This window comes from Rhodococcus sovatensis (genome assembly GCF_037327425.1).
GTDB lineage: Bacteria > Actinomycetota > Actinomycetes > Mycobacteriales > Mycobacteriaceae > Rhodococcoides > Rhodococcoides sovatense.
This window is the reverse complement of the sequence record NZ_CP147846.1, coordinates 5,358,735-5,384,005: the sequence shown is the minus strand read 5'-3', so window position 1 is coordinate 5,384,005 and position 25,271 is coordinate 5,358,735. Positions and strand designations below refer to the sequence as shown.

Below are 25,271 nucleotides of genomic sequence, written 5' to 3'. Positions count from 1 at the left end.
AGGGCCGATGAGGCTGTCCGACTACCTCGACAAAGGGGTATCCCTGGGCCGAGATGCACCGTGTCTCACCATCGATGACCGAACTCGAAGCTATGGGGAGGTATACGACGACACGGTCAGAATCGCCAGCGCACTGCAACACACCGGGATCGATACAGGCGACCGTGTGGCGGTGTTGTCCGCCAACGATCCGCTCGCGCTGACGTGCGTCTTCGCGATCTCGCGAGCAGGTGCCGTGTGGTGCCCGATCAATCCGCGCAACGAGGCAGACGAGAACCGGCAACTGTTCGACTTGTTCGGTTGCCGATTCCTGTTCTTCCAGAGCGCTTTTGCCGAACTCGTTGCTCGCATCCGCGACCAATTGCCGCAACTCGAATGGATCGTATGTCTCGACGGGGAGGTGCCCGGCGCACTGTCCTACGAGCAGTGGCTCACCGAGCAGGGATCCGGCTCGGTCGTCGACCGACGGCCTGCCGATGGGCTGTGCATGATCGCCGGAACCGGTGGCACCACCGGCAGACCGAAGGGTGTGCGCCTGACCGAGGAGAACATGATGACCTCCACGGCGACGGCGTTGATGAGCTATCCCTTCGGCGAACGTCCTCAGTATCTAGCGCTCGCGCCGCTGACTCATTCGGCGGGAGTGCTGACATTCCCCGTTCTCAGCCTCGGGGGTCATGTGGTCGTCATGCCTGCCCCCGACGTCGGGAAGTTTCTGTCCCTGATCGAACAGCACGGCATCACACACGCATTTCTTCCTCCGACGGTCATCTACGGTGTCCTCGACCATCCAGATCTCGACGGAACGGATCTGTCGTCGTTGCGATGCCTCTGGTACGGCGCTGCACCGATGTCGCCGACGCGGCTCGAGGAGGCACTGACCCGAATCGGGCCCGTTCTCGGACAGCTTTTCGGACAGACCGAGGCACCCAACATGATCGCCACGCTCGCACCGGCCGATCACTTCCGCAGCGACGGCTCCATCGCCGTCGAGCGGCTGACCTCGGCCGGCAAGCCGACACCACTGACGACGGTCGCGATCATGAACGACGAGGGTGCGCTGCTCGGGCGCGGCGAACGCGGCGAAATCGTCGTCCGCGGCCCTCTGGTGATGCAGGGGTACCACGAGAATCCCGACGCGACAGCCGAAGTGGGCGCGCATGGCTGGCACCATACCGGTGATATCGGTTATCTCGACGACGACGGCTATCTCTACGTCGTCGACCGGGCAAAGGACATGATCATCACGGGTGGCTTCAACGTCTACTCGGCCGAGGTGGAACAGGCGTTGTTGTCTCACCCCTCGGTCAAGGAAAGTGCCGTCGTCGGGCTACCCGACGCCAAGTGGGGAGAACGGGTCACCGCCGCCGTTCTTCTTCGTCCCGGACGCGAAGCGTCGACCGAGGAACTGATCGACTTCGTGAAAGCGCGAATTGGAAGCATCAAGGCGCCCAAACAGATTCAGATATGGATCGACCTTCCCCGGTCGAAGGTCGGGAAGGTCCTCAAGACCGAAGTGCGCACCACCATGTCACTCTCCGCATCATCGAAAGGAAGCACACCATGACCGAGTTCGAGGGCAAGCGAGTATTCGTCACCGGCTCCGGCGCCGGCATCGGAAAAGCCATCTCCAAGATGTTCATCGAGCGTGGTGCACGCGTCGTCGTCAGCGATGTCGACGAGGGAGCGGCAGCCAAGGCCGCCGAGGAGATCGGTGCCGCGGGCGTCGCGAACTGTGACGTCTCCGACGAGGCCCAGGTACAGGCCGCCGTCGCGCAGGCCGTGGAGGTTCTGGGCGGACTCGACATCGTCGTGAACAACGCCGGTATCGAAATCTCGTCGCCGTTGCTGCAGCAGTCGACGGAGAGCTTCGACAAGATCTATGCGGTGAACGTGAAGGGCCCGTTCCTGGTTATGAAGGCCGCGATCGGTCCGCTGGTCGAGTCGAAGGGCAACATCGTCAACATCGCCTCGCTCGCCGGCGTCGGCGGTAGCCCGCTACTCGGTTCCTATTGCGCCACAAAGGCTGCAGTCATCCAGCTCACGCGTGTCGCGGCCATCGAGATGCGGGCCTCGGGAGTCCGGGTGAACGCCGTATGCCCCGGCTTCGCCGACACTGCAATGGTCGATCGACTGGTCCCGGACTTCGAAGCCGCTACGCAGATGCCGTTCGGCGATCTCGTCGCCGCCAAACAGGGACGGTTGGGAACACCCGAGGACATCGCGGAAGTGACGCTGTTCCTCGCGTCGAACGACAAAGCGTCGTGGATCACCGGAAGCCACTACATTCTCGACGGGGGCTTGTCGGCGTCGCTCGTCTAGGGTCCTCACTCACCCGCGAACAACGGTGACAGGAAACGACGTTCGTAGCGCCTGATGCATCCCGTGGTCCGGGCAAACCGGAATGCCTCGATGCAGTCCGGGTCGACGGCGGAGTCCTGTCGGTACTTCTCGTAAGCCGCAAGTGAGTCGAAGGTGAACAGCGCGAACGCTTCGTCGCTGTCACCTTCGCTCGGCAGGAAGTAGCCGTGATGTCGGCCGCCGAACCGCTCGACGAGAGGAATCCATCGACGTCCGTACTCGCGGAAGTCGTCGAGTCGATCGGGGTCGATCTCGTACCGCAGGTGTATGGAGATCATCGTTCATCCTTCGGCAGGTAGTGCAGTGGGCTGGTAGTGCCATTCTGACGGATCCGACGGTGCAATCGATATCCAGTTCCTCAGACGTGGTCCGAACCCCCGTCGGCACGAACGCCAGCAAGACAGTCCCGGCCCACCGGCCGAGCGCTTGGCCATCACCGTCTCGGCCCCGGTCGGGATGGGTGGGCGCCGCACAGTCGTCACCACCCACTTACTACGCCCCTCGCAAGGGCGCCAGCGCCTGTGACCACGCCACCACCTGGCCCAGCATTTTGGTCAGGGTCGACTGATGGTGACTACCCGGGGCGACAGTCCCGTTGTCGTCGAAGTCGTCGAACAGAGACAACGCAACTTGGTCTCGAACGCCGGCCAAGTGCAACTCCGCGGTGACGAGACGGAGCTGTTCGACTGCGCGGGTGCCGCCTGTGGTCCCGTAGCCGACGAATCCGACGGATTTGTCACGCCATTCGTGGTACAGGTAGTCGATTGCATTCTTCAGCACTCCCGGAGGACCGTGATTGTATTCAGGGGTGACAAAGATGTACCCGTCGTAGGAGTCGATCGCAGCGGACCAGCGAATCGTGTGCTGGCCCAGATACTCCCGGCTCATCGCCGCCGCCACCGGCTCATCGAGATGAGGTAGGTCGAACTCCGTGAGGTCGACCAGCTCGTACGTGGCATCGCCTCGCTGCATAGCAACTCGATGAACCCACTGGGCTACCGCCTTGCTCTTTCGGCCTGGCCGAGTGCTGCCGGTGATGATCCCGATGCGGGTCATATCATGCTCCTTCGTACCTGCGTAGGTTGAGATTTCATTGCTTCTTTTCGTTGTTCGAGGGCCAGCCAGACCGCCGCTCCCAGCGCAACCGTCGCAGTCGCGGCGAGCCACCAGAACGCTGCACGAAACGCGTGGAGCGGAATCGTCTCGGCAACTCCATCATTCATGAGGATCGATACCAACAGTGCGCTACCGAGTGCACCTCCGACGCGCGAAAATACATTTACTTGCACACTGGCGTCGGCGATCTCGTGTGTGCGGACTGCCGCCAGCGCCGCCGACACTCCCGGGGATCCTGCCAGCGCCAATCCAACTCCCCGGGCGACCTGCAGAAATTCGAGCAGCACCAGATTCGGCGTCTCGGGCAGTAAGACCATAGGAACGGTTCCAGCGACAGTCACTGCGAGCCCGGTCGCTGCAACCAGACCGCCGCCGAATCGATCACTGAGCCAACCAGCGGGTGGAAACGTCACCGCAGCAGCGAGGCTGAACGCCATCAACAGAAGTCCCGCATCCACGATCCCTACGCCCAGTTGAATCTGGAAGTACAGCGGCATCACGATCAGCCCGCCGAACAGTGCCGCACCCGCGAAGAAGACTTCCATGGACGCTGCCGCGAATCGCCTGTTGCCCAGTAACCTCAGATCGACGAGGGTTCCGTTGCCGTGTAGCGACCGCCATCCGAATGCGCTCAGCGCGACCACACCCAAAACAAGCAGAATCCACGGGAAGCTGCCATCGCCGACTGTGCTGATGCAGTAAACAGTTAGGGGAAGTCCCAACGTGACCAGCGCCAAGGACACCAGATCAAGAGAACCTGCGGCTTCACGCCGCCCCGGTGGAAGTAGACGCACGGCCAGCACAGTTCCGAGCGCGCCGATCGGCACGTTGATCAAGAACAGCCATTGCCACGACAAGGCAGAAATGAGCAGCGCACCCAACAACGGACCGAAGGCCGGTGCCACAATCGCCGGCACCGTCGAGATGGCGATGACCCGCCCCATGCGCGCCTTGCCCGCCACCTGACCGAGAATCGTCATACCCGCGGGTATCAGCAGGCCGCCTGCCAGTCCCTGCAGAACCCGTGCCACGATCAACATCTCGATGTTCGGCGAAGCAGCACACAGCATGGACGTGACGGTGAACGCCACTAGCGCCCAAATCCACAGGCTCCCTGCGCCGTATCGTCGGCTGAGCCAGCCGGAGATCGGCAACGACGCGGCCAACGCGAGCAAATAGCCGCTGTGTATCCACTGCACCCGCGTCAGAGATGCGCCGACGCTGTCGCCGATGGCGTGCAGTCCGAGATTGACCAAAGAGGTGTCCAGGCCTGCCATCAGAGACCCGAAGGCGAGCAGAACCGCCATCCGCCACACGTTCGGATGAGTCTCTTCGGACTCGTTCTCGTCGATCGCCATCCAGCTCCCCCTCGAAAGTCGTTGGACTCCCAACGGTAGCCGATAGTCGTTGGAATGCCAACGGCTTGGTTAGTATTGCCCGGTGACCGACCCACTGTTGCCACCGAGCGTCGACCTTCCGGCTCGCCTCCTACGGCAGACCTCGCTGCTGCTCAATCACGCGTCTGCCCGTGCCAATCGCATCGTCTCGCAACACTTCGACGGCCCGGGTGGCCGAATGCACTACGCGATCCTGGCGGGCCTCAGTGAGTTCGGAGCAGTAGGCCAGGCGGAGATGTGTGATCGCCTCGGTATCGATCGCGGAGACGCCGTTGCGGCTCTGACCGCGTTGCAAGCCAGCGGATACGTGCAACGAACTCCCGACCCAGGCGATCGTCGACGCAACATCGTCGACATCACCCACGCGGGCGAGGAGAGGCTCGGAGACTTGGACTCCATGGTCGATGCCGCCCAAGACGAACTTGTCGCTCCGCTATCGACCGAAGAGCGACAGCAGCTCAACAGGCTTCTACGTCGCTTGATCGAACGCCCTGGAGTGACCTGACGACAGCGTCACCCTCACCGGCCGGAACAGAGGCGGCTCCGCCGCCCACCTCGTCAGTTCGCTAGCTCGTCAGTTCGTTAGCCTTTGATAGGGTCGGCCGCCATGGGGGACACCAGTTCTGAATTCACGACGACTCGACGAAAATCGGACTTCCGCCGAGCCCGCATCGTCGCCGTCGCAGCCGCAGTCATCGGGATCCTCGCAGCCATCTCGATTCCCTTGTTGCCGGTACACCAGACCGAGGCCCGCATGTCGTGGCCGGAAGGCAACTCGGTCCAAGCGGTCACAGCGCCGCTGGTCTCCTACACACCGACGGCCTTCGATATGACGATTCCCTGTTCCGCCATCGGGGAGTTGGCAACCACGGGTGGCGGCGTCGTGGTGTCGACCGCTCCGATCGGTGCAGCAGAACCGGATCGATGGGCGTTGTCCGCACGCGTGCAGGCCGATCGGTTCGAAGTTGTCGCACGCAATACTGTTCTGTTGTCCACTCAGATCGACCCCGACGCCGGGTGCGCAGTCACGGTATCCTCCACGCCCAGACAGACGACCGTCGCAGTGACCGGTACTGCGGGTAGCGACACCGAGCAGGTGCTCGAGCAGGATCTGCGCCCCCAGATGGTCGGGGTGTTCTCAGATCTATCCGGCGCCGCTACACCGGAGGGCCTGCGCGTCGACGCGACCCTGGATACCCGTTTCACTACGTCACCGACGGCCGTCAAGCTAGTGGCGATGATCGCCGCCGTTGTCGCGACGGCGATCGCCCTGCTTGCACTGCACCGCCTCGACTCCGCCGACGGTCGTCGCGCGCGCAGATTCCTTCCATCGTCGTGGTGGAGTTTCACCGTGAAAGATGCTGTCGTAGTCGGCGTTCTCGCACTCTGGCATGTCATCGGCGCCAACACGTCCGACGACGGCTACCAGCTCGGCATGGCACGAGCCGCCGGTGAAGCCGGCTACATGTCCAACTACTTCCGATGGTTCGGAGTGCCGGAATCTCCCTTCGGCACACCGTTCTACGACGTCCTGGCCCTGATGACTCATGTGTCGACGGCGAGCGTCTGGATGCGGCTTCCAGCGCTCGCGGCCGGCATCCTTACGTGGTGGCTGATCAGCCGAGAGGTCGCTCCTCGTCTGGGCGCAGCAGTTCGGCGCTCGTCGTTGCCGCTGTGGACCGCCGCGTTCGTGTTCCTCGCGTTCTGGCTCCCCTTCAACAACGGCCTGCGACCGGAACCGATCGTTGCTGCCGGGGTTCTATTGACCTGGTGTTCGGTCGAACGGGCCATCGCGACCCGACGTCTGCTTCCCGCGGCCGCCGCTATCGTCATCGGCGCGGTCACCGTGACGGCGGGCCCATCCGGCATCATCTGCTTCGCTGCTCTGATCGCCGGAGCGCGGCCGATAGCCCGAATACTCGCCGATCGAGCTCGTATCACCGGATACCCCGCACTCCTGCTACCGATGCTCTCCGCCGGCCTGGTCATCCTGGTCGCCGCGTTCGCCGATCAGACATTGGCGGCTGTCCGTGAAATGCAACGGGTTCACGTCATTTCGCCCAGCGAGCCGTGGTTCAACGAGTATCTGCGGTACCAGTGGCTATTCCAGGACGCGGTCGACGGCTCGCTCGGGCGCCGATTTGCTGTCTTCACCATGATCCTGTGCCTGGCAACTGTCGCGTTGACGATTCTTCGGCGCGGCGGCCAGATCCCGGGTACCGCGCGGGGACCGGTTGCCCGGATCGTCGGGATCACCGTCGGTGCGATGGTGTTGATGATGTTCGTCCCGACGAAATGGACGCACCACTTCGGAATCTACGCGGGCCTCGCTGCATCTCTGGCTGTTGCTGCGGCAATAGCAGTCGGACCGATGGTCCTTCGATCACGTCGAAACCGTGCATTGTTCGCCGCGGCGGTGGTAGCCGCCGTATCCGTTTCCTTCGTCGGAAGAAACGGATGGTGGTACGTATCGGCTTTCGGCGTTCCGTGGCGAGACAAGGCACCATCCATTGCAGGACATGGATTTGCCGTCGCACTACTCGCTGTCGCAGGGCTGTTGCTCGCGGTTGCCGCGTGGCACCACATTCATCCGGTTGCCTCGAAACGCACGGACACGCCGTCTCGCATCTGGCACGTACCGGTTCTGACAGTGGCGGCCGCGGCGATGGTCGTCTTCGAGATACTGTCGCTGGCCAAGGGAGCGGTGTCGCAGTATCCGGCGTACTCGGTCGCCCGTTCCAACATCGACGCCCTTGCCGGTTCGCCGTGTGGCCTCGCACAGGATGTTCTGCTGGAGACGGACGCCAACGAGTCCATGTTGCAACCGATGTCGGCAAACCCCGCCGATGCACTCTCGACTCCCGGTGGGTCTGGGTTCACACCCAACGGAGTCGCCGACGATCTGACACCCGATGAAGAGGATGTCGCGTCGGGAACGGCGAACAGCGTCGACCGCACCAACGCGGACCAGAGCACTCCGGGTGGCACGGCCGGAACCGGTGGCGGCACCGGCGGAGAAGGCATCAATGGCAGCACTGTCGCCCTTCCGTTCGGATTGAACCCGGCGTCCACGCCGGTCATGGGAAGCGTCGGCGCTCAGGATGCGGCCACGGCAACGTCCGACTGGTATCGCCTCCCCGATCCCGATTCCGACGGTTCTCGCGGTGACATCGTCTCGATCGCAGCGGCCGGACGCATTCGGTCTGTCGATGCTGACGGAATCGAGACGTACGGGCAAAAGCTCGAAGTCGAGTACGGCACGACGTCTTCCGACGGCAGTGTCTCCCTCCTCGGGTCCGCCGTTCCCATCGACATCGGCCCTACTCCGTCGTGGCGCAATCTTCGAGTACCACTGGCAGATTTGCCTGTTGAGGCGGACGCGGTCCGTATCGTGGCCGCCGACTACGACATTCGCGGCGAACAGTGGGTCGCGTTCACTCCACCGCGGGTCCCTGTCACGCGCACACTTCAGGACGTCGTCGGCCGCGAATCCACAATCCTGCTGGATTGGGCAGTCGGTCTCAACTTCCCGTGCCAGCATCAAATGCTGCACGCCAACGGTGCTGCGGAAGTCCCCGAGTACCGAATCTCCCCCGATCGACCGCTCGCGGTGGTCACCGGGTTGTGGCAGGACCACTACGGCGGCGGGCCGCTCGGCTGGACGCAATTGCTGCTGGGCGCGCGGACGATACCGTCGTATCTGGCCGACGACTGGGACCAGGACTGGGGATCGATCGAGCAGTTCGTGGCGATCGACAAATCGGCACGACCAGCAGAACTGCAGCTCAGCACCGAAACTCGATCCGGACTATGGACGCCAGGACCGATCAACATCACCTCATGAGCCAATACGGTACCGATCGGTATTGATTTTCGGGCCGGTCACCGCCACAGTGGACGCGTGACCAGTACCCGTTGGAACCACAACATCCACTACCACCGTCTGATCCTCGATGCAGTCCCCGCCGCCGCACGGACTGCTCTCGATGTCGGAACGGGAAACGGACTGCTGGCTGCAGAACTGCACCAGAACATCCCCGTCGTGACGGCCATCGACGCCGATGCCGAGGTGCTCGACTCAGCTCGGCAAGAAGACTCCGGAGTCGAGTGGGTACTCGGGGACGTTCTCACGTACCCGTTCGAGCCGGAATCGTTCGATGCCGTCGTGTCCGTGGCAACGCTTCACCACTTCCCTAACCTCGCCCAGGCCCTGAGTAGGCTTGCGAACCTGACGGCCCCGGGGGGAGTGCTGGCCGCCGTCGGCCTGGCACGAAGTACTCGCCCAACCGATTTCATCCGCGACGTCGTCGGCGTTGTCGAACATCGGCGACACAAGCGCCGGTTCGGAGAATGGGTCCACACGGCACCCGTCGTGTGGCCGCCCCCGCACAGCTACACCGAGGTGCGCCGCGCTGCATCTGCGGTTCTCCCCGGCGTGATCTGGACGCGGTTGGCGATGTGGCGCTACGCCCTTGTATGGAACAAGCCGACGGCCAAGTCGCTAACCGAGGACTTTCGCTGACCAAGGTTCGGCAGCGAACTGACGCCGAAACTCGGTCGGCGTGACGCCCATGAGACGACGGAAGTGATGGCGCAGGAGCGGAGCCGAACCGAATCCGCTCCTCGCAGCAACTTCCTCGATCGACCACGAATTCAGTTCCAGCAGTTCCTGAGCTCGTGCAACGCGTCGTTGAGTCAGCCAACCATGCGGTGTGACACCGACTTCGGTCGAGAAGCGTCGCATCAGGGTTCGCGTTGAGACACCTGCAACGCGCGCCAGATCCGTGATGCTCAGCGGATCGGTCAGGTGATCGTCGATCCAGTCGATGACCTCTTGAAGGTTGTGATCCGGTCCGAGACCCACTGGGGTGTCGACGAATTGGCGCTGATCGCCACGACGATGAGCGGGCACCACCATGCGACGTGCAATTCTGTTCGCGACGGCCGGCCCGTGGGCCGTCCGTATCAGATGGAGGCAGGCGTCGATTCCAGCGGCAGTACCCGCGCTGGAAACGATCGGACCATCCTGGTGATAGAGCAGGTCGGCGTCGACGACAACGCTCGGGTGGCTGTCGGCGAGGTGAGCCGCATGACGCCAGTGGGTGGCGACACGCCGTCCGTCGAGAACACCGGAGTGAGCCAGGGTGAACACTCCAGTGCATACCGACAGCAGTCGCGCCCCTCGTTCGTGTGCGCTACGCACGGCCCGAAGAACCGCATCCGAGGGAGGCCGATCGAGCGGCGCGGAGGGTAGCGCCACCAGGTCGGCATCGTCTGCCGCGGAGAGGGGCAACGACGCGACGACGGCAGTTCCCGTGCCCGAGGCCAAGGGAGTCTCCGGGTCTTCCGTGCAGACTCGAAAGTCGAAGGCAGGCACCCCGTCGTCCGTGCGATCCACACCGAAGATTTCGGTGAGTACACCGAGCTCGAACACAGCGACAGGTTCCAGCAGGATCACGGCGACGGTCTGCAGCACGCGCTCAATAGTGTCCCGGTGGCGGGATCTTGTCTATAGGTGTCATATTTGCCAATCGTGTCGGGTGGTCGGTTCGAGCATCCTGGTCCCATGACGAACCACGATCTCTCTCCGGAAATACCTGAATCGATGTTCGCGTGGCTCACCGACGGTCGCGGAACAGACGCCCTTCGACGGACCGCTATGGCTGTGCCCTTCCCTGGCGAGCACGAGATTCTCCTTCGGATGCGTGCATGGTCACTCAACTATCGCGATCTCCTCGTCATCAACGGTGAGGACGGATGGAGGCCGTCACGTCCCGTCGTACCCTTGTCCGACGGCGTCGGTGTCGTCGTAGCGCGCGGGGACGGTGTGACAAGGTTCGATCTCGGCGATCGGGTTTCGCCGATGTTCCTGCCGCACTGGCAGAACGGTGAGCTCAACGATGAGAAGTACGTCTTGCCCGTCGGTGGTCCGGTCAACCGCGGCGTGCTTGCGGAATACGTTGTCGTCCACGAGGACGAGGCATCCGAACCGCCGCGAACACTGACCACAGCAGAGGCGGCGACACTGCCCGTCGCAGCTCTCACCGCCTGGCACGCGGTGGTGGTCCGAGGGCAGGTCGAGGCTGGGCAGACCGTGCTTGTGCACGGCACCGGAGGCGTCGCACTCCACGCGATCCAATTGGCCACAGCCCTCGGCGCCCGCGTGGCTGTGACTTCGAGCAGCGAGAAGAAGCTGGCACAGGTACGAGCGCTCGGGGCCGAGCACACGGTCGACTATCGACTCGACGACGTTGCGCAGAGCGTTCTGGACTGGACCGGCGGGCGCGGCGTCGACCATGTGGTCGAGACCGTCGGTGGGGAGAATCTCAACGTGTCTCTGAAGTCGGTTCGAGTCGGCGGCAGCATCAGTTTCATCGGTTTGATAGCCGGCCTGTCGGCGTCGATCAACACCTACGACTTCGTGACCCGCAATGTCACGATCCACGGAATCGAGACGGGTTCACGCGAGATGTACGAGCAGCTGGCAACTTTCGTCGACGAGCACGGTATTCGGCCCGTGGTCGATTCCGTGTCCCTTGCGACTTCCGAGACCGAGGTTGCAGAAGCCTTCCGCCGGTTGGAGAGCGGTGGGGCGTTCGGAAAGCTGGTGTTGTTTGATGCGTGATTATCCCGCCCGCCTGTTTCAGGGCCTGTTGTTCGAGGGGAATCCTGTCCAACGAAGTTCGGAGGGAAGATGACTCATATCGTTGAACATCACCAATCCTGGCGGTAGGCCGGGCCGGTGTTCGATGACAGTGAGCGCAGCGTTGGCGCTGTCGAGGCCGAGCCAACGCGCGTGGGGTGCGTCGAGAGCGTCCCGCAGAAGCCACGCAATGGGGTACGCATGAGTGATCAAGAGTTCGTGGACGTCTCCCTGGTCACCTTGGTCGGCGCCCGAGCCGAATCGTGAGATCAGGCTTTGGGACGTCGCATACCCGGCGGCCGCTTCCGCCGCGTCATACCCGTCGAAAAACGGCACCCAGGTCGGCGGCGTCTCGTCGGCGGTAGGCACATATGGGATGTGATCGATGAGTTCGGTAGCCTCCGCGATCAGCACTCCGTGGGCAAGACGAGCACTGAGTTCATGAGCAGTAGCGGCGGCGCGAGCAAGTGGGGAGTGCCAGACCGTAGCAAGGGGCACGTGCGCGAGGCGTTCTCCGAGGAGCCGCGCTTGTTCTCGACCGATGTCGGTCAGATCCCCGAAGGCATCTGCGTCGCCATGTCGGGCAATGTAGAGATATCTCGTTGCCATGAGTGCCTTTCGAGTTGAATGTCGTCAGCGTGACGTGATGGCGATATGCCCGGTGAAGCCGTCGATGGTGATGGAGTCGGCGTCACGGAGTCGACTTGTGGCGTCCGCGACGCCGAGGATCGCAGGTATGCCGTGCTCACGGGCAACGATCGCGGCGTGGGAGAGGGCACCCCCGGTCTCGGTGATCACGCCCGCTGCGATGCGAAACAACGGCGTCCAGGCTGGGTCTGTGAACGAGCACACGAGAATATCGCCAGGCCGGACTCGGGAAAAGTCGGAGGGGCCATGCAAGATTCGTGGCGTGCCAGTCGCGATTCCTGCACTGCCTGGGGTTCCCACCAAGCCAGGTCGTTCTGCCCCGAATGCGCTGGCACGAAGCGGCGGAAGCGCGGCAGTGATCGGTCGAGCTTGAAGAATCCACATCTTTCCGTCGTCGTCCACTGCCCATTCGATGTCCTGCGCGCACCCGAGCACATTCGCGACCGCGATTCCAAGTGCCCCGAGCTCGGCTGCGGCGCTCTCACTGAGCGCCGGAATCAGCTGTTCCTCCGAAGCAACAGATGTGGTCGAAAGCTTCCCGCCGCGACTGTCGGTTCGCGTCGCTTTGCCACCGATCGATCGCGTGATAGCACCATTCGGCGCGATCACATATGTGTCAGGCGTGACAGCTCCGTCCACGACGCTGGATCCAAGCCCCCACGAGGCCTCGATCCTGATGCTCTCATTCGGGTGCACAGGCGTGAACATCACTCCCGCCGCTTCTGCATCGATCAAACGTTGTACCAGGACTGCCATTTCAGCATCCGGTGCAGATGAGTGGTTCCAATAGCTTGCCGCCCGTGCCGATCCGAGCGATCCTCGACAAGCTCGAATCGCCTCCACTACAGCATGATTGCCGTGCACACCGAGGAAGCTGTCGTACTGGCCTGCAGCCGAGCTTTCAGCGCCGTCCTCATTCGAGGCAGAGGACCGCACTGCCACGACCGGACTACCGAGCGCGGCGAGGTACCCCACGACTGCATCGAGAAGCGGCTCGTGATCATGATGGACGACGAACCCGTCCGGCACCGGAATTCCCTGTCGCATAAGCATCGCGAGCGTCGCAGCTTTGGCTCCGCAGGTTGGCGACACCGCGTCTATCAGTGGTGTGATCACTTCATTTCCTCAACATTTTGTTGACATCACTGTGGCGATGTTGCCATGATGGTCGAGTGAAAGGCAAGCACAACCCGAACCAGGCGCCGAATGGCGAAGAGAATCAGATGGACCGCGAGCGGCACGCGCATCAACAGCTTCTCGCCGCTGGTGCCCATGCAATCGACGCTCGCCCATGGCGCCCTGCACCCATTCCGATCTCGGATGTCGATTTCGTGCACTTCGCGATGTGGAAGTCAGCGGAACTGGGTGACGAGGAACTGCTCAGTGCCCTTGCTCTGATGCCTGCAGCTCGGGCGGAAATCGACGCCGTCGAAGCGGGCCTGCTGTTCGTGGCACGTTCGGCTGGGCTTACCTGGACTCAGATCGCCGACGCGATGGGCTTCCGATCCAGACAAGCATGTCAACAACACTACGAGCGGCTTGCCGCCAAAGGAACCGACAAGCCATGACTCTGCAGTCGAGTACAGATTTGCTGGTCCTACACGCCGTTCGGCTACTGGGATTCGCCGACGCAGCAGCGACTGCCGGGTTCTACGATCTCGACCCCCAGGACACGACACGGATTCTTCTCGAAGGCGCAGGCAGCGGATGGCTGCAGTACCTCGATTTTGACGGGCTTGCCGGGTGGTCGTTGACCGACGAAGGTCGGCTGGAGAACGAACGTCGCCTCGCCGACGAACGCAAGGTCGCCGACCCCGATGACGAGATAGGGGCGTCGTACAAGGCCTTCTTGCCTCTGAACGCAAGACTTGTACGAGCCTGCACGGACTGGCAGCTCGGGCCCACCGCGGACGGTGCGCTGCGATCGACCGACCACCGCGACGCGGACTGGGACGACCGTATCCTCGACGAGCTTTCCGATCTGTATGCCGCGCTCGTCCCGATCGTCGGTCGACTTACCGGTGTGTTGAACCGCTTCCGCGGCTATGACATTCGTTTCTGCACAGCACTTCAACGAGCACACCATGGGCATCGCGACTGGGTAGACAAGACCGACGTCGACTCCTGCCACAAGGTCTGGTTCCAACTGCACGAGGACCTGCTTGCCACTCAAGGAATCGATCGCCGAACCGAACACTGAATCGGCACACGAGAAGGAGCGGGAGGAGTGCTGAGAATGCCAGACCAATCGACTCGCCGACTCGTCAGATGGCAGCGTTACTTGGAACTCGCAGTCCGCTACCTACGACAAGCACATGACATTTCTCGATCGTGTTCTCTTTCAGGACACCAGATCTTGGATCTGTAGGGGCGACGGCTACTCGAAGGGACGAACGGTCTAAAGCACGAACAGCATTCATGAGCACAGCGGCTCCGCCGCCAGTGGCACGGTTAAGTGCATTCCAACGCACTTTTTCGTGCCACTGCGGCGGAGCCGCAGGAGATTCAGCGTCCCACACTCACTGCCATCCCCATGTAGAACACCATGAATGTCAGAAGAATCCACCCGGCGCCCTGCCAGATCGGCCACGCTCCGCCCTTGCGCCACACCCGATAGGTCTGTACGAACGCGCCGATCCCGCCTGCAAGCAGGAGCGCCGGAGGAATGGTGACGAGAATTGTTCGCTCAGGATCTGCGCATGCCACAAATGCCGCGTCATCGCATGCGCCCGCATTCGTACCCCACGCCGCCCACATGATGCATGCCACCAGTATCGCCACGGCCGCGACAATCACTCCGACGGTGTATCGCGCGGCGTTTCGGAAGGCATCGGGATCATGCCACCGCTTTTCGATGTCGTTCGTCATGGATTGGCCTCACTGTCCTCTGGGTCGATCTCGTGCCGCCACGACTCGCTCAGATCTTTCGGCAACCGCGCGCTACATCCAGGTGACCCGTGTAGACCTGCACTTACCCAGGTGGCGCACCGGGCAAACGAGGCTCGAGCTCTTTTCGCGCACCATCACTCACTGAGCGATCTCCCCGGAAGTCCACGGATGCCGTATGTTTCGAGTGCTGCACACCGACCGAAGCGTCAAATGCCCTGCAAACCGGACGATTCGGCCAAACTACCGCCTCCGTGAACGAAGGAACCACCATGACCACCGTGTTCGCCACAGTCGCACTCGTCTTCGGTGTGGTGCGCCTTGCGCTCTTCGTCGCCTTGCATGTCGTGAAGAGCGAATACAACATCGTCGAACACGCCGTCAGCGACTATGCCGTCGGTCCCACTCGGACGTTGAGTTCGACCATGACCTGGGTCACTGCGGGCCTCTGGGGCGCTCTTGCACTCGCCGTGATCACGGGATTCCCCGACTGGGACGATCGCACCAAGGTCGCCATCTTCCTGGTCGTCCTCGCCTCCATCTTCGTCGTGCTTCCGTTCCTGCCCACCGACCTGGAGGGGCAGAAATCCACCGCCGTCGGTCGACTTCACTATGTGGCCGCGATCGCCTGGTTCGCACTCAGCTACGCGTGCATGAGCAACTTCGTGAACCTGCTGCGCCCGATCACCGACGAACCGCTGGGATCGATACTCGTCGTCGTCTCATGGATAGCACTCGTCTCGCTCGTTGCGCTCGTCGCAGCCCTCGTCGTTCGTCCGCTGCGGCGCTATGCGTTCGGCATCTCCGAGCGAATCTTCATCCTCTCGGTCAACGTCTTCTACATCACAGTCGCAGTCGGCCTTCTGATTCGCCAGTCCTGACATTCAAACGACGTACTAGTACGGAATGCTAGCGTGGGGGAATGGCAGGCAAAGACCGGGCTGGTCGACGCGAATCCATCCTCGCCGCGGCGTCGTCGATCGCGGATAGCGACGGTCTCGACGCCGTCACCGTTCGAGCTACCGCCGACAAAGCAGGTGTCGGAGTCGGCACCCTTCGGCACTATTTCCCTACCCAGAAAGAGCTGTTCGACGCCATCGTCGCACGGCGGGTCGACACGATAATCGACGATTCCGTCGTGCTCGACACCTCCGCGTCACTGGATGCTCGCATCTGAGCATGGTCGCGCAGTTCTTGCCTGCTGATCTCGACGAGTATGCGGCACTTCGTCTCTGGTTCACCGCGTATTCCTCCGCACTGGGGCCCAGCCCTGCCGAGTCCAACCAAAGATTGCTGGCCGCCGCGGCAACCAGATCACACGAGCACATGCGTCGATGGCTGACGCATTTCGTGGAAGAAGACCTCCTGGATGCGGACTCGGTAGACGACGTTGCAAACACCGCCATAGCACTGACTGTGGGTATCGCAATGGAGGCGCTCACACCCGGGTCGCCTGCCACAGTGCCCGATGGACGACGGCTGCTCGCCCGGCACTTCGCGGGCGTTCTCGGAAGCCATCGCGGATGAGCAGCGACCGACGAAGTGCGCGCCTACGCAGGACTGCGCTCGAGGCTCCCGGGCTTCGGACTCTCCGACGGCCGGCGACGGACGCCGGTCCGGCATTCGACCTTGCCTACACACGCACCGGCCCGAGGTCTGCGGTTCCCGTCGTCGTACTACCGGGCGGGCCAGGTCTGGCATCAGTTCTGCCTTACCGCCGGTTCCGCGCGCGAGCGAGAAAGCTCGGCATCGACACCCTCATGATCGAACATCGGGGAATCGGACTCTCTCGCAGCGACATCGACGGGAACGATCTCCCGGTCGCTGCGATCACAGTCGAGGCCGTGATCAGCGACATCGCCGCCATCCTCGACCACGAGGAGATCGACGCCGCCGTGGTCTACGGTTCGTCCTACGGAACCTATCTGGCGTGCGGTTTCGGGATCACGCACCCGAATCGTGTGGCGGGCTTGGTGCTCGACTCGACGGTGATGTCGGCACACGATCACCACGTCGTGCGGGCGCACGCGCGGTCACTGCTGTGGGACGGAGACGAACCGGCGCTTGCGGACTGCGCTCGGATGCTCCGCGACCTCGTCGACGGCGGCGTCGACCAGGACGAAGCATGCGATGTCGTGCGAAAAGTCTACGAATTCGGAGGACCAGCACTACTGCGCCGACTCCTCGCCCTCGCTCGTACCGGCGACGCACGACGCACCTGGACGTTCGTCGCACAACTCGGTCGCAGCGAAGCCGCCGACGACACAGCCATGCCCTACTGGATGGAATTCGGTCCGGTCAGCGCAATCGCGTTCACCGAACTCAACTACGCTCCGCCACCGAATGGTCAGCCATTCGATCCTGCACCACAATTCGTAGACATCGCATCGAAGTATCCCCCCTTCGCCTCCGAGCCGTTCGACATTGCCACGCATATGCCCGACTTCCAGTGGCCCACCGCCATCATCTCCGGCACTCGTGATCTGCGGACTCCCAGACCTGTCGCCGTATCCGCCGACAGCCTCATTCCCAATGCACATCTCGTGACCATCGACAGCGGCCACAGCGCACTCGACACCCACCAGTTGGTCGCATTGCACGTCATCGAACGAATGACCGGCGGTCAGGCTGCGCGACTGACGACTGCATCGGACTCGTCGAAAATCCAGTCATTCGCCGTCCGCGGATCGCCGACGCGTTTCCTGCCCCACCTCATCGCCACCACCCTGGCATGGGACACGGCGGTGGGGGCCTTACGCCGACGCCTTCGCACAGTAGTGTCGCGGAACAGACGTTGAGAGGAAAGAGCAGAACAATGAATCCCACAGTGCCACTTGCATTCGATCTCACCTGGACGGCGATGGTACTGATCTGGCTGATTCTCTGCGGTATCGCATGGGGGTCGATTCTGCGGACCTCCCACGCCAGGCAGGGTGGGAAGTTCTGGTGGTGTGTGCTGGTACTCGCCATACCAGTTTTCGGAGCGCTCGCCTGGTTCTGGGCTCGCCCCAAGAGTGCCGAGCAGTGAGACACCGGGACTAACACGTGCGGGAATCGTAGGTTCGGCGCGCCCGCGCAACCTCGTCCATGTTGGCATCCGACCACCGTTTGAGCTGGAGAAACACATCGACCAGGGAGAGGCCGAGAGCAGTCAATTCGTACTCCACGGTCAGCGGGATGGTCGGGGTGCCCATGCGAGTGAGTAGTCCGTCTCGTTCGACGTTCCGCAAGGTCTGAGTGAGCATCTTCTGATTTGCCCAGCACAGAATGACGACGGGTACTCAGCACTCGCCAAAAGACGATGACAGCAGGGACATCCAAACCCTGAAAAAAGCCGGTGCGCGATTGCCGGTCCACTGCTACCGTGGCGGCATGCATTTGATCTTCGAGTGACGGACAGTTCCGGTCATCCGTGAACCTCGGACCCCCTAGGGTCTGCCGTCAACTCACGCGCGCCCTCATCCAACACCGTTTGCCTTGGGTGACGCGCGCACTTCTGGAGAAAAATGCCTGACTCGACGCTTGTTCCTGCGCGCTCATCTGCGCAACTCATCGCCTCCGACATTTCTGTCACCTACAACGACACCCCTGTACTCAGCGGTGTCGACCTCACCGTCACGCCGACGTCACGCTGGTGCATCGTGGGTGAAAATGGCCGCGGCAAATCCACTTTGCTCCACGTACTTGCGGGGACGCTCTTGCCGGACTCCGGCAGCGTCTCACGCGTGGGCACCCTCGGTCTCGCCGAGCAGGAGCTACGCACCACCGACGATCGAACGGTGGGTCAGGTAATCGCCGATTCCATTGCCCAATCACTCTCCGCCCTCACTGAATTCGAATCTGCGACGATCGGTCTCGCAGCAGGACAGCCGGGCGCCGACGAACGCTATTCGTCAGCGCTCGAGCAGGTGGAGACCCTCGGGGCGTGGGACGCAGAAAGGCGAGTGGACATCGCACTCGACGGTTTAGGTGCCGAATCCGATCGGTCACGGCTCTTGACCGAACTATCCGTGGGACAGCGCTATCGTGTTCGTCTGGCGTGCCTACTCGGTGCACAGGACGACTTCTTGCTGCTCGACGAGCCGACCAATCACCTCGACCGGGCAGGTCTGGACTACCTGACCGAACGACTGTCGACAAGAGCAGGCGGAGTCGTCGTCGTCAGTCATGATCGTGCACTGATATCCGATGTTGCACAACACATACTGGATCTCGATCCGACGCCCGATGGTCGTCCTCGTACCTATGGAGACGGCTACACGAGCTATCGGTCAGGGCGAGAGTCCGAAACGACTCGGTGGGAGCAGGAATACGAACAGCAGCGCGCGGAGACGACGAAGCTACGCGAGGATCTCAGCAACGCACAGAATCGCCTTGTCAGTGGATGGCGGCCAGGGAAAGGTACGGGAAAGCACCAACGTGCGACCCGAGCCGGCAGTCTCGTTCAGAACGTGCGTCGTCGCCAATCGGCGTTGCAGTCTCAGTTGTTGCCCGTCCCCGAACCCCCACAACGATTTCGGTTCCCCGAGCTGCGGTCTCGGAGCGGCGTGTCGCTGCTCGATGCCGAGGAAGTCACCGTCGACGGCCGGTTGAACATGCCAGTCTCACTGACTCTGCACTCTCGTTCCAAATACGTTGTGACCGGGCCCAATGGATCCGGAAAGTCCACGCTGCTAGCCGTATTGGCAGGAGAGTTGCACCCGACGACGGGACGACGTCACACACCCCACGGGACACGGATCGCTCTGCTCCGCCAGGAATCATCTCTTCCCGCAGAACGCAGAGCAGGCGACTACTTTCGCTCGCATGCGGACATCTCAGCGTCCTTGTCCTCGCTGGGGATTCTGCGCTCGAGGGAAGTCGATCAGCGGATCGGTGAGCTGTCCATGGGCCAGCAGCGCAGACTGGACCTCGCAGTCGCACTGGCTCACCGACCGCATGTGCTCCTGCTGGACGAGCCGACGAATCATCTGTCCATCAGGTTGGTCGACGAGTTGACTCAGGCGCTCGACGCAACAGAAGCAGCGGTGGTGGTGTCCACCCACGACCGGCAGATGCTCCGCGACACGGAGTCGTGGAACACCCTCGATCTGGCAGGTGGGCGATGCCCCTGAGGAGAGAGTCCTACTCCGATTCGGTGGTCGGCCAGTTCGGTGCCCTCCGGCGTGCGCGGTGGGCATCGTGCATCAGGGTCAGCAATTCCGATCGCTCGATGTGCAGTCGGACGCCTCCGACGATATCGGTGATCTGAACGGTATTCGCCTCGTCCTCGTTCGGCCCGACCACACCGATGAGGTGATCCCCACGTGCACGCGCGTCACGGATTCGCGAACCGAGCGAACCGCCGTGGTCGATTCTCACGCGAAGTCCTGCCCCGATCGCATCGTCGGCGAAGGCGCGCACCGACGCGTCCTGTTCGGTGCCGACGGGCAGCAGCGTGATCTGAGTCGGAGCCAACCAGAACGGTAAACGGCCTCGATAGTGCTCGAGAAGGTGCGCAGTGACACGTTCCATGGATCCGACGGTTCCCCGGTGAATCATTACGGGCCGGTGAAACTTCCCGTCCTGGCCTTTGTATTTCAGGTCGAAACGTTCTGGTTGGGTGAAGTCGAGTTGCACGGTGGCAATGGTATCTTCGTTTCCGCGCCCAGCCCGGGACTGGATGTCCAGCTTCGGCCCGTAGAACGCTGCCTCCCCGGCTACTTCGACAACACCGAGCCCGTGCTCCTCGGCGACCGGGATAGCGGCAGCCCGCAGGTCACCCTCGCTTTCGGACCACTGAGCAGCACTGCCCAACCACGAGCCGGAGTCGTCGCGCTTCGACAGTCGTACGTAGTCGATGGGCAACCCCAGAATCTCTTGCGCGCAGAGCGGACCGAAGCGCTCGTTGCACTTCCGCCAAAACCTGGTCCGGCCTGCAGAACACATGCGTATCGTCGAGGTTGATCTGCCGTACCCTGCTCAGTCCGGAGACTACACCCGAACGTTCGGCGCGAAACATCGAAGCGAGCTCGTTCAGCCTGATCGGTAGGTCGCGGTAGGAACGATTGTCAGCAGCGAAGATCAACGCATGATGCGGGCAATTCGCAGGTCGCAACATCAGGTCGTCCTCACCCAATTGCATTGCGGGAAACATATCTTCGCTGAACTTGCTCAGATGCCCGGAACGCGCATAGAGGTCCCGCTTTCCGAGAACCGGCGAATAGACGCTGACACAGCCATCGGCGTGAGCGAGCTCTCGCGCCAAGCGTTCGAGCTCGTGGCGAATGGCGGCGCCCGACGGCAGCCACATTGGCAACCCCGAGCCAACCTGGGGGTCTGTTGTGAAGATCGACATATTTCGATTGAGGTCGCGGTGGTCGTGGTCCATAGGGTGCTCCTGGATCGATGAATCCGACACAGACCCCAGGAATGCATAAAGCCCCGGAGCTGTTCCGGGGCTTGGGTTGGACCGAGCTCAGTCAGTCCGTCGCAATGACACCGGCATCTCCCGGCGTCGTCGTGGATGAACTGAATTCGATCATGCAAGGGAAAGTACAGGACGAGACAGAGATGCGCCACCCTGTTCGATCGGCATCGGCACTGCTGCGCAGGATCGAATGCGGTGGACATCGCCGAGCGACATTTGCTACGTTCGCAACTGTGTCCAGCCCGAAGGCGTCCAGACTCTAGCCACCGGAAGTAGTCCGGTGGCCACATCTCGTTGCGCTCGAACTCCGCACCAACCGCGGTCGTTCTCTTCTCGTGCGCAATCGGTGGCACACCTTTACCTTCCGAACTTCGAGTAGAAAATTCGGCTGCGCACATTCATACGGTGACGCACGTCGTGTCCTCAGCCTCGCGGGTCATGCGCCCGCGAAGTCTCTCGCGATCTCGGATTGAGAGTTTCACGGTGCCATTCGCTATCTACATCCTCGGGCTTGCTGTATTCGCCCAAGGCACATCAGAATTCATGTTGTCCGGCCTTATCCCCGGCATGGCCAACGATCTACAAGTATCAATGTCCGCAGCGGGACTGCTGACCTCCGCTTTCGCCGTCGGGATGATCGTCGGCGCACCGTTGATGGCTGTCGCAAGCATTCGATGGCAGCGCCGACGTGCACTACTGACTTTCCTGATCACATTCATGGCGGTACACGTAATCGGCGCACTCACAGGCAGTTTCGAGGTGTTACTGGTCACCCGCATCATCGGCGCACTAGCCAACGCCGGGTTCCTGGCGGTGGCCTTGAGCGTGGCTATGTCGATGGTCCCCGCCGATATGAAGGGACGGGCGACATCAGTGCTCCTCGGGGGTGTGACCATCGCCTGCGTAGTCGGGGTGCCCGGTGGCGCCATTCTCGGCGACTTGTGGGGCTGGCGCGCCGCGTTCTGGGCGATCGTGGTGATTTCCGCGCCCGCAGTCGTAGCAATCATGCGTTCGACACCGTCGGATCCACCGACACGATCCATCCCCAACGCCAGAGCAGAATGTGCAGCGTTGCGCCGCCCGAAGCTCGTTCTCATGCTGATCCTCGGAGCGCTGATCAACGGTGCGACGTTCTGCTCGTTCACTTATTTGGCGCCGCTGTTGACGGATATCTCGGGGTTCGACTCCCAATGGTTGCCTGTGCTTCTCGGGCTGTTCGGGCTCGGATCGTTCATTGGAGTAGCCGTCGGAGGCAGGCTCGCCGACACACGGCCCCTGGCGCTTCTGATCGTCGGGGCGGTGGTTCTGCTGGTGGGCTGGATCCTATTCGCCTTGGCCGCTTCCCATCCGGCCGTGACGCTGGCCTTGTTGTTCACGCAGGGAGCGCTCTCCTTTGCGGTCGGCTCGACGTTGATCTCACAGGTGCTCTACGCCGCCGATGACGCCCCGACGCTCGGTGGCTCGTTCGCGACCGTCGCATTCAATGTCGGTGCCGCTCTGGGTCCTGCGCTCGGAGCGGCCACGATCGGAATGGGCCTGGGCTACCGGGCGCCACTGTGGTCGAGCGCCGCTCTGGTGGCGATCGCACTCATGGTCGGTGCGGCGGCATGGTCGCGACGATACCGCCACGTAATTTCCCGCGCGTGAACTACGCGACCACTCGATCGGGTTTCGGCGCTGCTGTCACGTGGGCGGCGATGAAGGACGGCTTCGACCGTGGTGCGGACACCGCGGTTCTTCAGGCGACCACTCCTGGCTATCCAATGTACACCGGCATGGGGTTCACTACGATTGCCGACTACCGCTTGTGGGATATTCCTGCCCGCTGACGCTTGGCGTGCTCGGAGGTCGTCAGCTCAGCCGTCCGGACATTCTGAGGGCGCTCTCCCACACCGCATCGACATCTTCGATCGACTGATCCTCGAGTGTTTTCAGTATTCGAAGCGCCACCTGCAGCGGCGGGTGAAAGGTCAGCCCCATGGCATGGGCCAAATCCCAAGTGTGGATGACTGTTTCGCTGACCTGCTGGTCGTATATTGCGCCAGCCTCCATCTCGACGCCGTCGATTCGGCAACGCAGATCAGCAGCGGAAACGGACGCAAAGGCATCCTCCATCTGCAACGCTGTTCGGCGATACCGCTCTTCGAAGCCACCGCCGTACACGTTTACCGACGCATCGAGCGTCGATCGACTCGTGGCGCCGGCCTGCGAAGGCGCACTTTCAGGCAGAAGAGCTGCAGTGACGGTGGTGTTCTGATCGATCAGGTGCAGGTACAGGTCGCCGATATCTCTGCCCGGCACCGGCGTTGATTGTCCGAGATCTCCCTGGGTCACCTCGGATAGGTATTCAGCAAGGCATTCGGTCGCGGTATGCAAGACGGATACGTCCATAGAGGGCCCATTTCCGGTACGGCCAGCACACCCGACGCACGCTGTCGCGTCGGGTAGTCGCAAAGACTGGCAGGGTGTGACTTAACGTGAGATGCACAGAATCGAGACTCGATCATCTACCAAGGTAGATGATCGAACCGTCTACCAAGGTAGATGATTATCGGAAGGTTGTCCATGACCGATGCTGACAGTCCGCCGCCCGGCGAGCAGGACCTGGCTGCAGTCATGTTTCGGATATTGCCGCGATTGGGCGCGTTGGAGGAGCCCATCCTCCGCGAAGCCGGACTGTCGATGTGGGAATACGCAATCCTGACCGAGGTCGCCTCGGGTGCCGCCGTATCTCAACGCGAGCTCTCCCGTAGGACCCGCCGTGATCCCACTCGGCTCGGTCGACACCTGGACGAGCTGGTCAAGCGAGAGCTCGTCAGTCGAGACCGGCCCCAGGACCAACGCCAACGGACTGTTGCCATCACCGAGAGCGGGCAAGCACTGCTCGACGGAGTCCGCAGGAACATCAGAGAGGTAGAGGACAAGCTCCTTCACACTGCATTGACGGAGAGCGACGCCAGAAATCTCCGCCGACTACTCGACCGAGTCGCCGCCGCCTGCGAGTCGGACTGAGACGCAACCCCGCCCGGCTACTGGTGCATGTCGTTCAAGACAAATAATCTTCGCCGCCGACATAGAAGGTATGTCCCGACTCGACCTGCGCGAGTGACGCATCGACCACTACCGACGCGAACTCCTCGATAGTCGGCAATGCTCCGTGTTCGCGCCGACCGGAGACGGCATCGGGATCTCGACGCTCGAGCAACCGGACGATGATCGTCCCGTCGATCATGTCGCCCGACACCACGGTCAGCGTGATGCCACGCTCGAGAAGTTCCGGAATACGTTCTCGCAAGGCGTCTTCGCCAGCCCGCTTACTCTGTGCAATGGGCTCGTAGTCTTCCGGCACTGGCTTCTGCCCGTAGAAGTGCGATTGGTGACTGGTGACGAACACGACCCGACTGCCCGGCTTCATCAGCGGAATGGCCAGTTCCACGAGACGCACCTGGGCATCACGATTGAGACGCATCGCGTAGTCGGGATCAGCCCCGCGTTCCAACCCTCCGGATGCATTCAAAATGAGCACATCGAGACGACCGAAGGTGCGTGAGATGTCGTCGATCATCGCCGACGCACTCTTGTCGTCCGACAGGTCGGCGCCGATCGGAAGAGCCCGGCCTCCAGCGCGTTCGATCTCTGCCGCCACCGCGATCGCACGCGGGCGCTTCTCGCGATAGTTCACCACGACCGCATCGCCAGCGGCGCCGACGAGTCGGGCTATTTCGGCGCCGATCCCACGTGATGCACCTGTCACGAGACTTACGCGACCCGAACCGTCCTGGTTTACCGCCATGCTTGCCCCTTACCGTCA

At 62.2% G+C, this 25,271-nt stretch carries 29 protein-coding genes; 17 read left to right on the top strand and 12 right to left on the bottom strand.

From position 1 onward, the window contains the following. Positions 1 to 7 precede the first annotated feature (7 nt). Entirely contained in the window at positions 8 to 1,567 is a 1,560-nt protein-coding gene (locus WDS16_RS25105; RefSeq protein WP_338888633.1) for a long-chain fatty acid--CoA ligase, read from the top strand. Continuing rightward, the gene (locus WDS16_RS25100) at positions 1,564 to 2,322 is read left to right on the top strand and encodes an SDR family NAD(P)-dependent oxidoreductase (RefSeq protein WP_338888632.1); all 759 of its coding nucleotides are present in this window, start codon (positions 1,564 to 1,566) and stop codon (positions 2,320 to 2,322) included. The genes WDS16_RS25105 and WDS16_RS25100 overlap by 4 nt, the downstream gene beginning before the upstream one ends. Positions 2,323 to 2,327: 5 nt before the next feature. On the opposite strand, the gene WDS16_RS25095 is transcribed toward WDS16_RS25100, so the two are convergent. From WDS16_RS25095 to WDS16_RS25085, 3 genes are all read right to left on the bottom strand, one after another. Further along, complete coding sequence (locus WDS16_RS25095) at positions 2,328 to 2,639, bottom strand: NIPSNAP family protein (protein ID WP_338888631.1); 312 nt, start codon at positions 2,637 to 2,639, stop codon at positions 2,328 to 2,330. 214 nt (positions 2,640 to 2,853) lie between these two features. Beyond that, positions 2,854 to 3,417, bottom strand: a complete 564-nt coding sequence (locus tag WDS16_RS25090) for an NAD(P)H-dependent oxidoreductase (protein WP_338888630.1) — start codon at positions 3,415 to 3,417, stop codon at positions 2,854 to 2,856. Continuing rightward, entirely contained in the window at positions 3,414 to 4,835 is a 1,422-nt protein-coding gene (locus WDS16_RS25085) for a DHA2 family efflux MFS transporter permease subunit (protein ID WP_338888629.1), read from the bottom strand. Before WDS16_RS25085 ends, WDS16_RS25090 begins: the two co-directional genes overlap by 4 nt. Before the next feature lie 82 nt (positions 4,836 to 4,917). Here WDS16_RS25085 and WDS16_RS25080 point away from each other — a divergent pair, with 82 nt between their 5' ends. From WDS16_RS25080 to WDS16_RS25070, 3 genes are all read left to right on the top strand, one after another. Beyond that, positions 4,918 to 5,379, top strand: coding sequence for a MarR family winged helix-turn-helix transcriptional regulator (locus WDS16_RS25080; RefSeq protein ID WP_338888627.1), 462 nt, complete (start codon positions 4,918 to 4,920; stop codon positions 5,377 to 5,379). A gap of 102 nt (positions 5,380 to 5,481) precedes the next feature. Continuing rightward, positions 5,482 to 8,718, top strand: coding sequence for an arabinosyltransferase domain-containing protein (locus WDS16_RS25075; protein WP_338888626.1), 3,237 nt, complete (start codon positions 5,482 to 5,484; stop codon positions 8,716 to 8,718). Positions 8,719 to 8,775: 57 nt separating this feature from the next. After that, positions 8,776 to 9,396, top strand: a complete 621-nt coding sequence (locus WDS16_RS25070; RefSeq protein ID WP_338888624.1) for a class I SAM-dependent methyltransferase — start codon at positions 8,776 to 8,778, stop codon at positions 9,394 to 9,396. Here the strand turns inward: WDS16_RS25070 and WDS16_RS25065 are convergent. Then, on the bottom strand, positions 9,376 to 10,350 hold the full coding sequence (locus WDS16_RS25065) for a GlxA family transcriptional regulator (RefSeq protein WP_338888621.1): 975 nt from the start codon (positions 10,348 to 10,350) through the stop codon (positions 9,376 to 9,378). The genes WDS16_RS25070 and WDS16_RS25065 overlap by 21 nt on opposite strands. 90 nt (positions 10,351 to 10,440) lie before the next feature. On the opposite strand from WDS16_RS25065, the gene WDS16_RS25060 reads away from it, so the two are divergent. Then, positions 10,441 to 11,499 (top strand): NAD(P)-dependent alcohol dehydrogenase, encoded by a 1,059-nt coding sequence (locus tag WDS16_RS25060; protein ID WP_338888619.1) that lies wholly within the window; start codon positions 10,441 to 10,443, stop codon positions 11,497 to 11,499. 18 nt (positions 11,500 to 11,517) lie between these two features. Here the strand turns inward: WDS16_RS25060 and WDS16_RS25055 are convergent, their stop codons facing one another. Both WDS16_RS25055 and WDS16_RS25050 read right to left on the bottom strand, forming a co-directional pair. Then, complete coding sequence (locus tag WDS16_RS25055; protein WP_338888618.1) at positions 11,518 to 12,126, bottom strand: histidine phosphatase family protein; 609 nt, start codon at positions 12,124 to 12,126, stop codon at positions 11,518 to 11,520. A gap of 24 nt (positions 12,127 to 12,150) precedes the next feature. Then, positions 12,151 to 13,281: a PEP/pyruvate-binding domain-containing protein gene (locus WDS16_RS25050; protein ID WP_338888616.1), complete on the bottom strand. Its 1,131-nt coding sequence runs from the start codon at positions 13,279 to 13,281 to the stop codon at positions 12,151 to 12,153. Positions 13,282 to 13,337: 56 nt separating this feature from the next. Here WDS16_RS25050 and WDS16_RS25045 point away from each other — a divergent pair, with 56 nt between their 5' ends. Beyond that, positions 13,338 to 13,733, top strand: a complete 396-nt coding sequence (locus WDS16_RS25045; protein ID WP_338888614.1) for a hypothetical protein — start codon at positions 13,338 to 13,340, stop codon at positions 13,731 to 13,733. Further along, positions 13,730 to 14,365 carry a hypothetical protein gene (locus WDS16_RS25040; protein WP_338888612.1) on the top strand — a complete coding sequence of 212 codons (636 nt, stop codon included), beginning with the start codon at positions 13,730 to 13,732 and terminating at the stop codon, positions 14,363 to 14,365. The genes WDS16_RS25045 and WDS16_RS25040 overlap by 4 nt, the downstream gene beginning before the upstream one ends. A 305-nt stretch (positions 14,366 to 14,670) precedes the next feature. Here the strand turns inward: WDS16_RS25040 and WDS16_RS25035 are convergent, their stop codons facing one another. Further along, positions 14,671 to 15,033 (bottom strand): hypothetical protein, encoded by a 363-nt coding sequence (locus WDS16_RS25035; RefSeq protein ID WP_338888611.1) that lies wholly within the window; start codon positions 15,031 to 15,033, stop codon positions 14,671 to 14,673. Positions 15,034 to 15,323: 290 nt separating this feature from the next. Here WDS16_RS25035 and WDS16_RS25030 point away from each other — a divergent pair, with 290 nt between their 5' ends. From WDS16_RS25030 to WDS16_RS25010, 5 genes are read left to right on the top strand one after another with little or no spacing between them, the layout of a single operon-like run. Further along, on the top strand, positions 15,324 to 15,932 hold the full coding sequence (locus WDS16_RS25030; RefSeq protein WP_338888610.1) for a DUF998 domain-containing protein: 609 nt from the start codon (positions 15,324 to 15,326) through the stop codon (positions 15,930 to 15,932). A 41-nt stretch (positions 15,933 to 15,973) separates the two neighbouring features. Then, entirely contained in the window at positions 15,974 to 16,228 is a 255-nt protein-coding gene (locus tag WDS16_RS25025) for a TetR/AcrR family transcriptional regulator (protein ID WP_338888609.1), read from the top strand. Positions 16,229 to 16,230: 2 nt separating this feature from the next. Further along, positions 16,231 to 16,578: a TetR family transcriptional regulator C-terminal domain-containing protein gene (locus WDS16_RS25020; RefSeq protein ID WP_338888608.1), complete on the top strand. Its 348-nt coding sequence runs from the start codon at positions 16,231 to 16,233 to the stop codon at positions 16,576 to 16,578. Continuing rightward, positions 16,575 to 17,849, top strand: a complete 1,275-nt coding sequence (locus WDS16_RS25015) for an alpha/beta fold hydrolase (RefSeq protein ID WP_338888606.1) — start codon at positions 16,575 to 16,577, stop codon at positions 17,847 to 17,849. The genes WDS16_RS25020 and WDS16_RS25015 overlap by 4 nt, the downstream gene beginning before the upstream one ends. Before the next feature lie 17 nt (positions 17,850 to 17,866). Next, positions 17,867 to 18,079 (top strand): PLDc N-terminal domain-containing protein, encoded by a 213-nt coding sequence (locus WDS16_RS25010; RefSeq protein WP_338888604.1) that lies wholly within the window; start codon positions 17,867 to 17,869, stop codon positions 18,077 to 18,079. A 10-nt stretch (positions 18,080 to 18,089) separates the two neighbouring features. On the opposite strand, the gene WDS16_RS25005 is transcribed toward WDS16_RS25010, so the two are convergent. Continuing rightward, positions 18,090 to 18,296: a helix-turn-helix domain-containing protein gene (locus WDS16_RS25005; protein ID WP_338888602.1), complete on the bottom strand. Its 207-nt coding sequence runs from the start codon at positions 18,294 to 18,296 to the stop codon at positions 18,090 to 18,092. 261 nt (positions 18,297 to 18,557) lie between these two features. Between WDS16_RS25005 and WDS16_RS25000 the strand changes: the two genes are divergently transcribed. Continuing rightward, entirely contained in the window at positions 18,558 to 20,165 is a 1,608-nt protein-coding gene (locus tag WDS16_RS25000; RefSeq protein ID WP_338888600.1) for an ABC-F family ATP-binding cassette domain-containing protein, read from the top strand. A gap of 10 nt (positions 20,166 to 20,175) precedes the next feature. Here WDS16_RS25000 and WDS16_RS24995 read toward each other — a convergent pair whose 3' ends face one another. Both WDS16_RS24995 and WDS16_RS28260 read right to left on the bottom strand, forming a co-directional pair. Next, a complete protein-coding gene (locus WDS16_RS24995; protein ID WP_338888598.1) occupies positions 20,176 to 20,898 on the bottom strand; it encodes an aminoacyl--tRNA ligase-related protein in 723 nt (240 codons plus the stop codon). Next, complete coding sequence (locus WDS16_RS28260) at positions 20,810 to 21,151, bottom strand: aminoacyl--tRNA ligase-related protein (protein WP_422395862.1); 342 nt, start codon at positions 21,149 to 21,151, stop codon at positions 20,810 to 20,812. Before WDS16_RS28260 ends, WDS16_RS24995 begins: the two co-directional genes overlap by 89 nt. Before the next feature lie 792 nt (positions 21,152 to 21,943). On the opposite strand from WDS16_RS28260, the gene WDS16_RS24990 reads away from it, so the two are divergent. Together WDS16_RS24990 and WDS16_RS24985 are read left to right on the top strand one after the other, a co-directional pair. Further along, positions 21,944 to 23,107: a Cmx/CmrA family chloramphenicol efflux MFS transporter gene (locus tag WDS16_RS24990; RefSeq protein WP_338888597.1), complete on the top strand. Its 1,164-nt coding sequence runs from the start codon at positions 21,944 to 21,946 to the stop codon at positions 23,105 to 23,107. Further along, the gene (locus tag WDS16_RS24985) at positions 23,104 to 23,289 is read left to right on the top strand and encodes a hypothetical protein (protein WP_338888596.1); all 186 of its coding nucleotides are present in this window, start codon (positions 23,104 to 23,106) and stop codon (positions 23,287 to 23,289) included. Before WDS16_RS24990 ends, WDS16_RS24985 begins: the two co-directional genes overlap by 4 nt. Before the next feature lie 22 nt (positions 23,290 to 23,311). Here the strand turns inward: WDS16_RS24985 and WDS16_RS24980 are convergent, their stop codons facing one another. Then, complete coding sequence (locus WDS16_RS24980; RefSeq protein ID WP_338888594.1) at positions 23,312 to 23,851, bottom strand: maleylpyruvate isomerase family mycothiol-dependent enzyme; 540 nt, start codon at positions 23,849 to 23,851, stop codon at positions 23,312 to 23,314. 174 nt (positions 23,852 to 24,025) lie between these two features. On the opposite strand from WDS16_RS24980, the gene WDS16_RS24975 reads away from it, so the two are divergent. Next, positions 24,026 to 24,472 (top strand): MarR family winged helix-turn-helix transcriptional regulator, encoded by a 447-nt coding sequence (locus WDS16_RS24975; RefSeq protein ID WP_338888592.1) that lies wholly within the window; start codon positions 24,026 to 24,028, stop codon positions 24,470 to 24,472. 34 nt (positions 24,473 to 24,506) lie between these two features. Here WDS16_RS24975 and WDS16_RS24970 read toward each other — a convergent pair whose 3' ends face one another. Further along, the gene (locus WDS16_RS24970) at positions 24,507 to 25,253 is read right to left on the bottom strand and encodes an SDR family oxidoreductase (RefSeq protein WP_338888591.1); all 747 of its coding nucleotides are present in this window, start codon (positions 25,251 to 25,253) and stop codon (positions 24,507 to 24,509) included. Positions 25,254 to 25,271 lie beyond the last annotated feature (18 nt).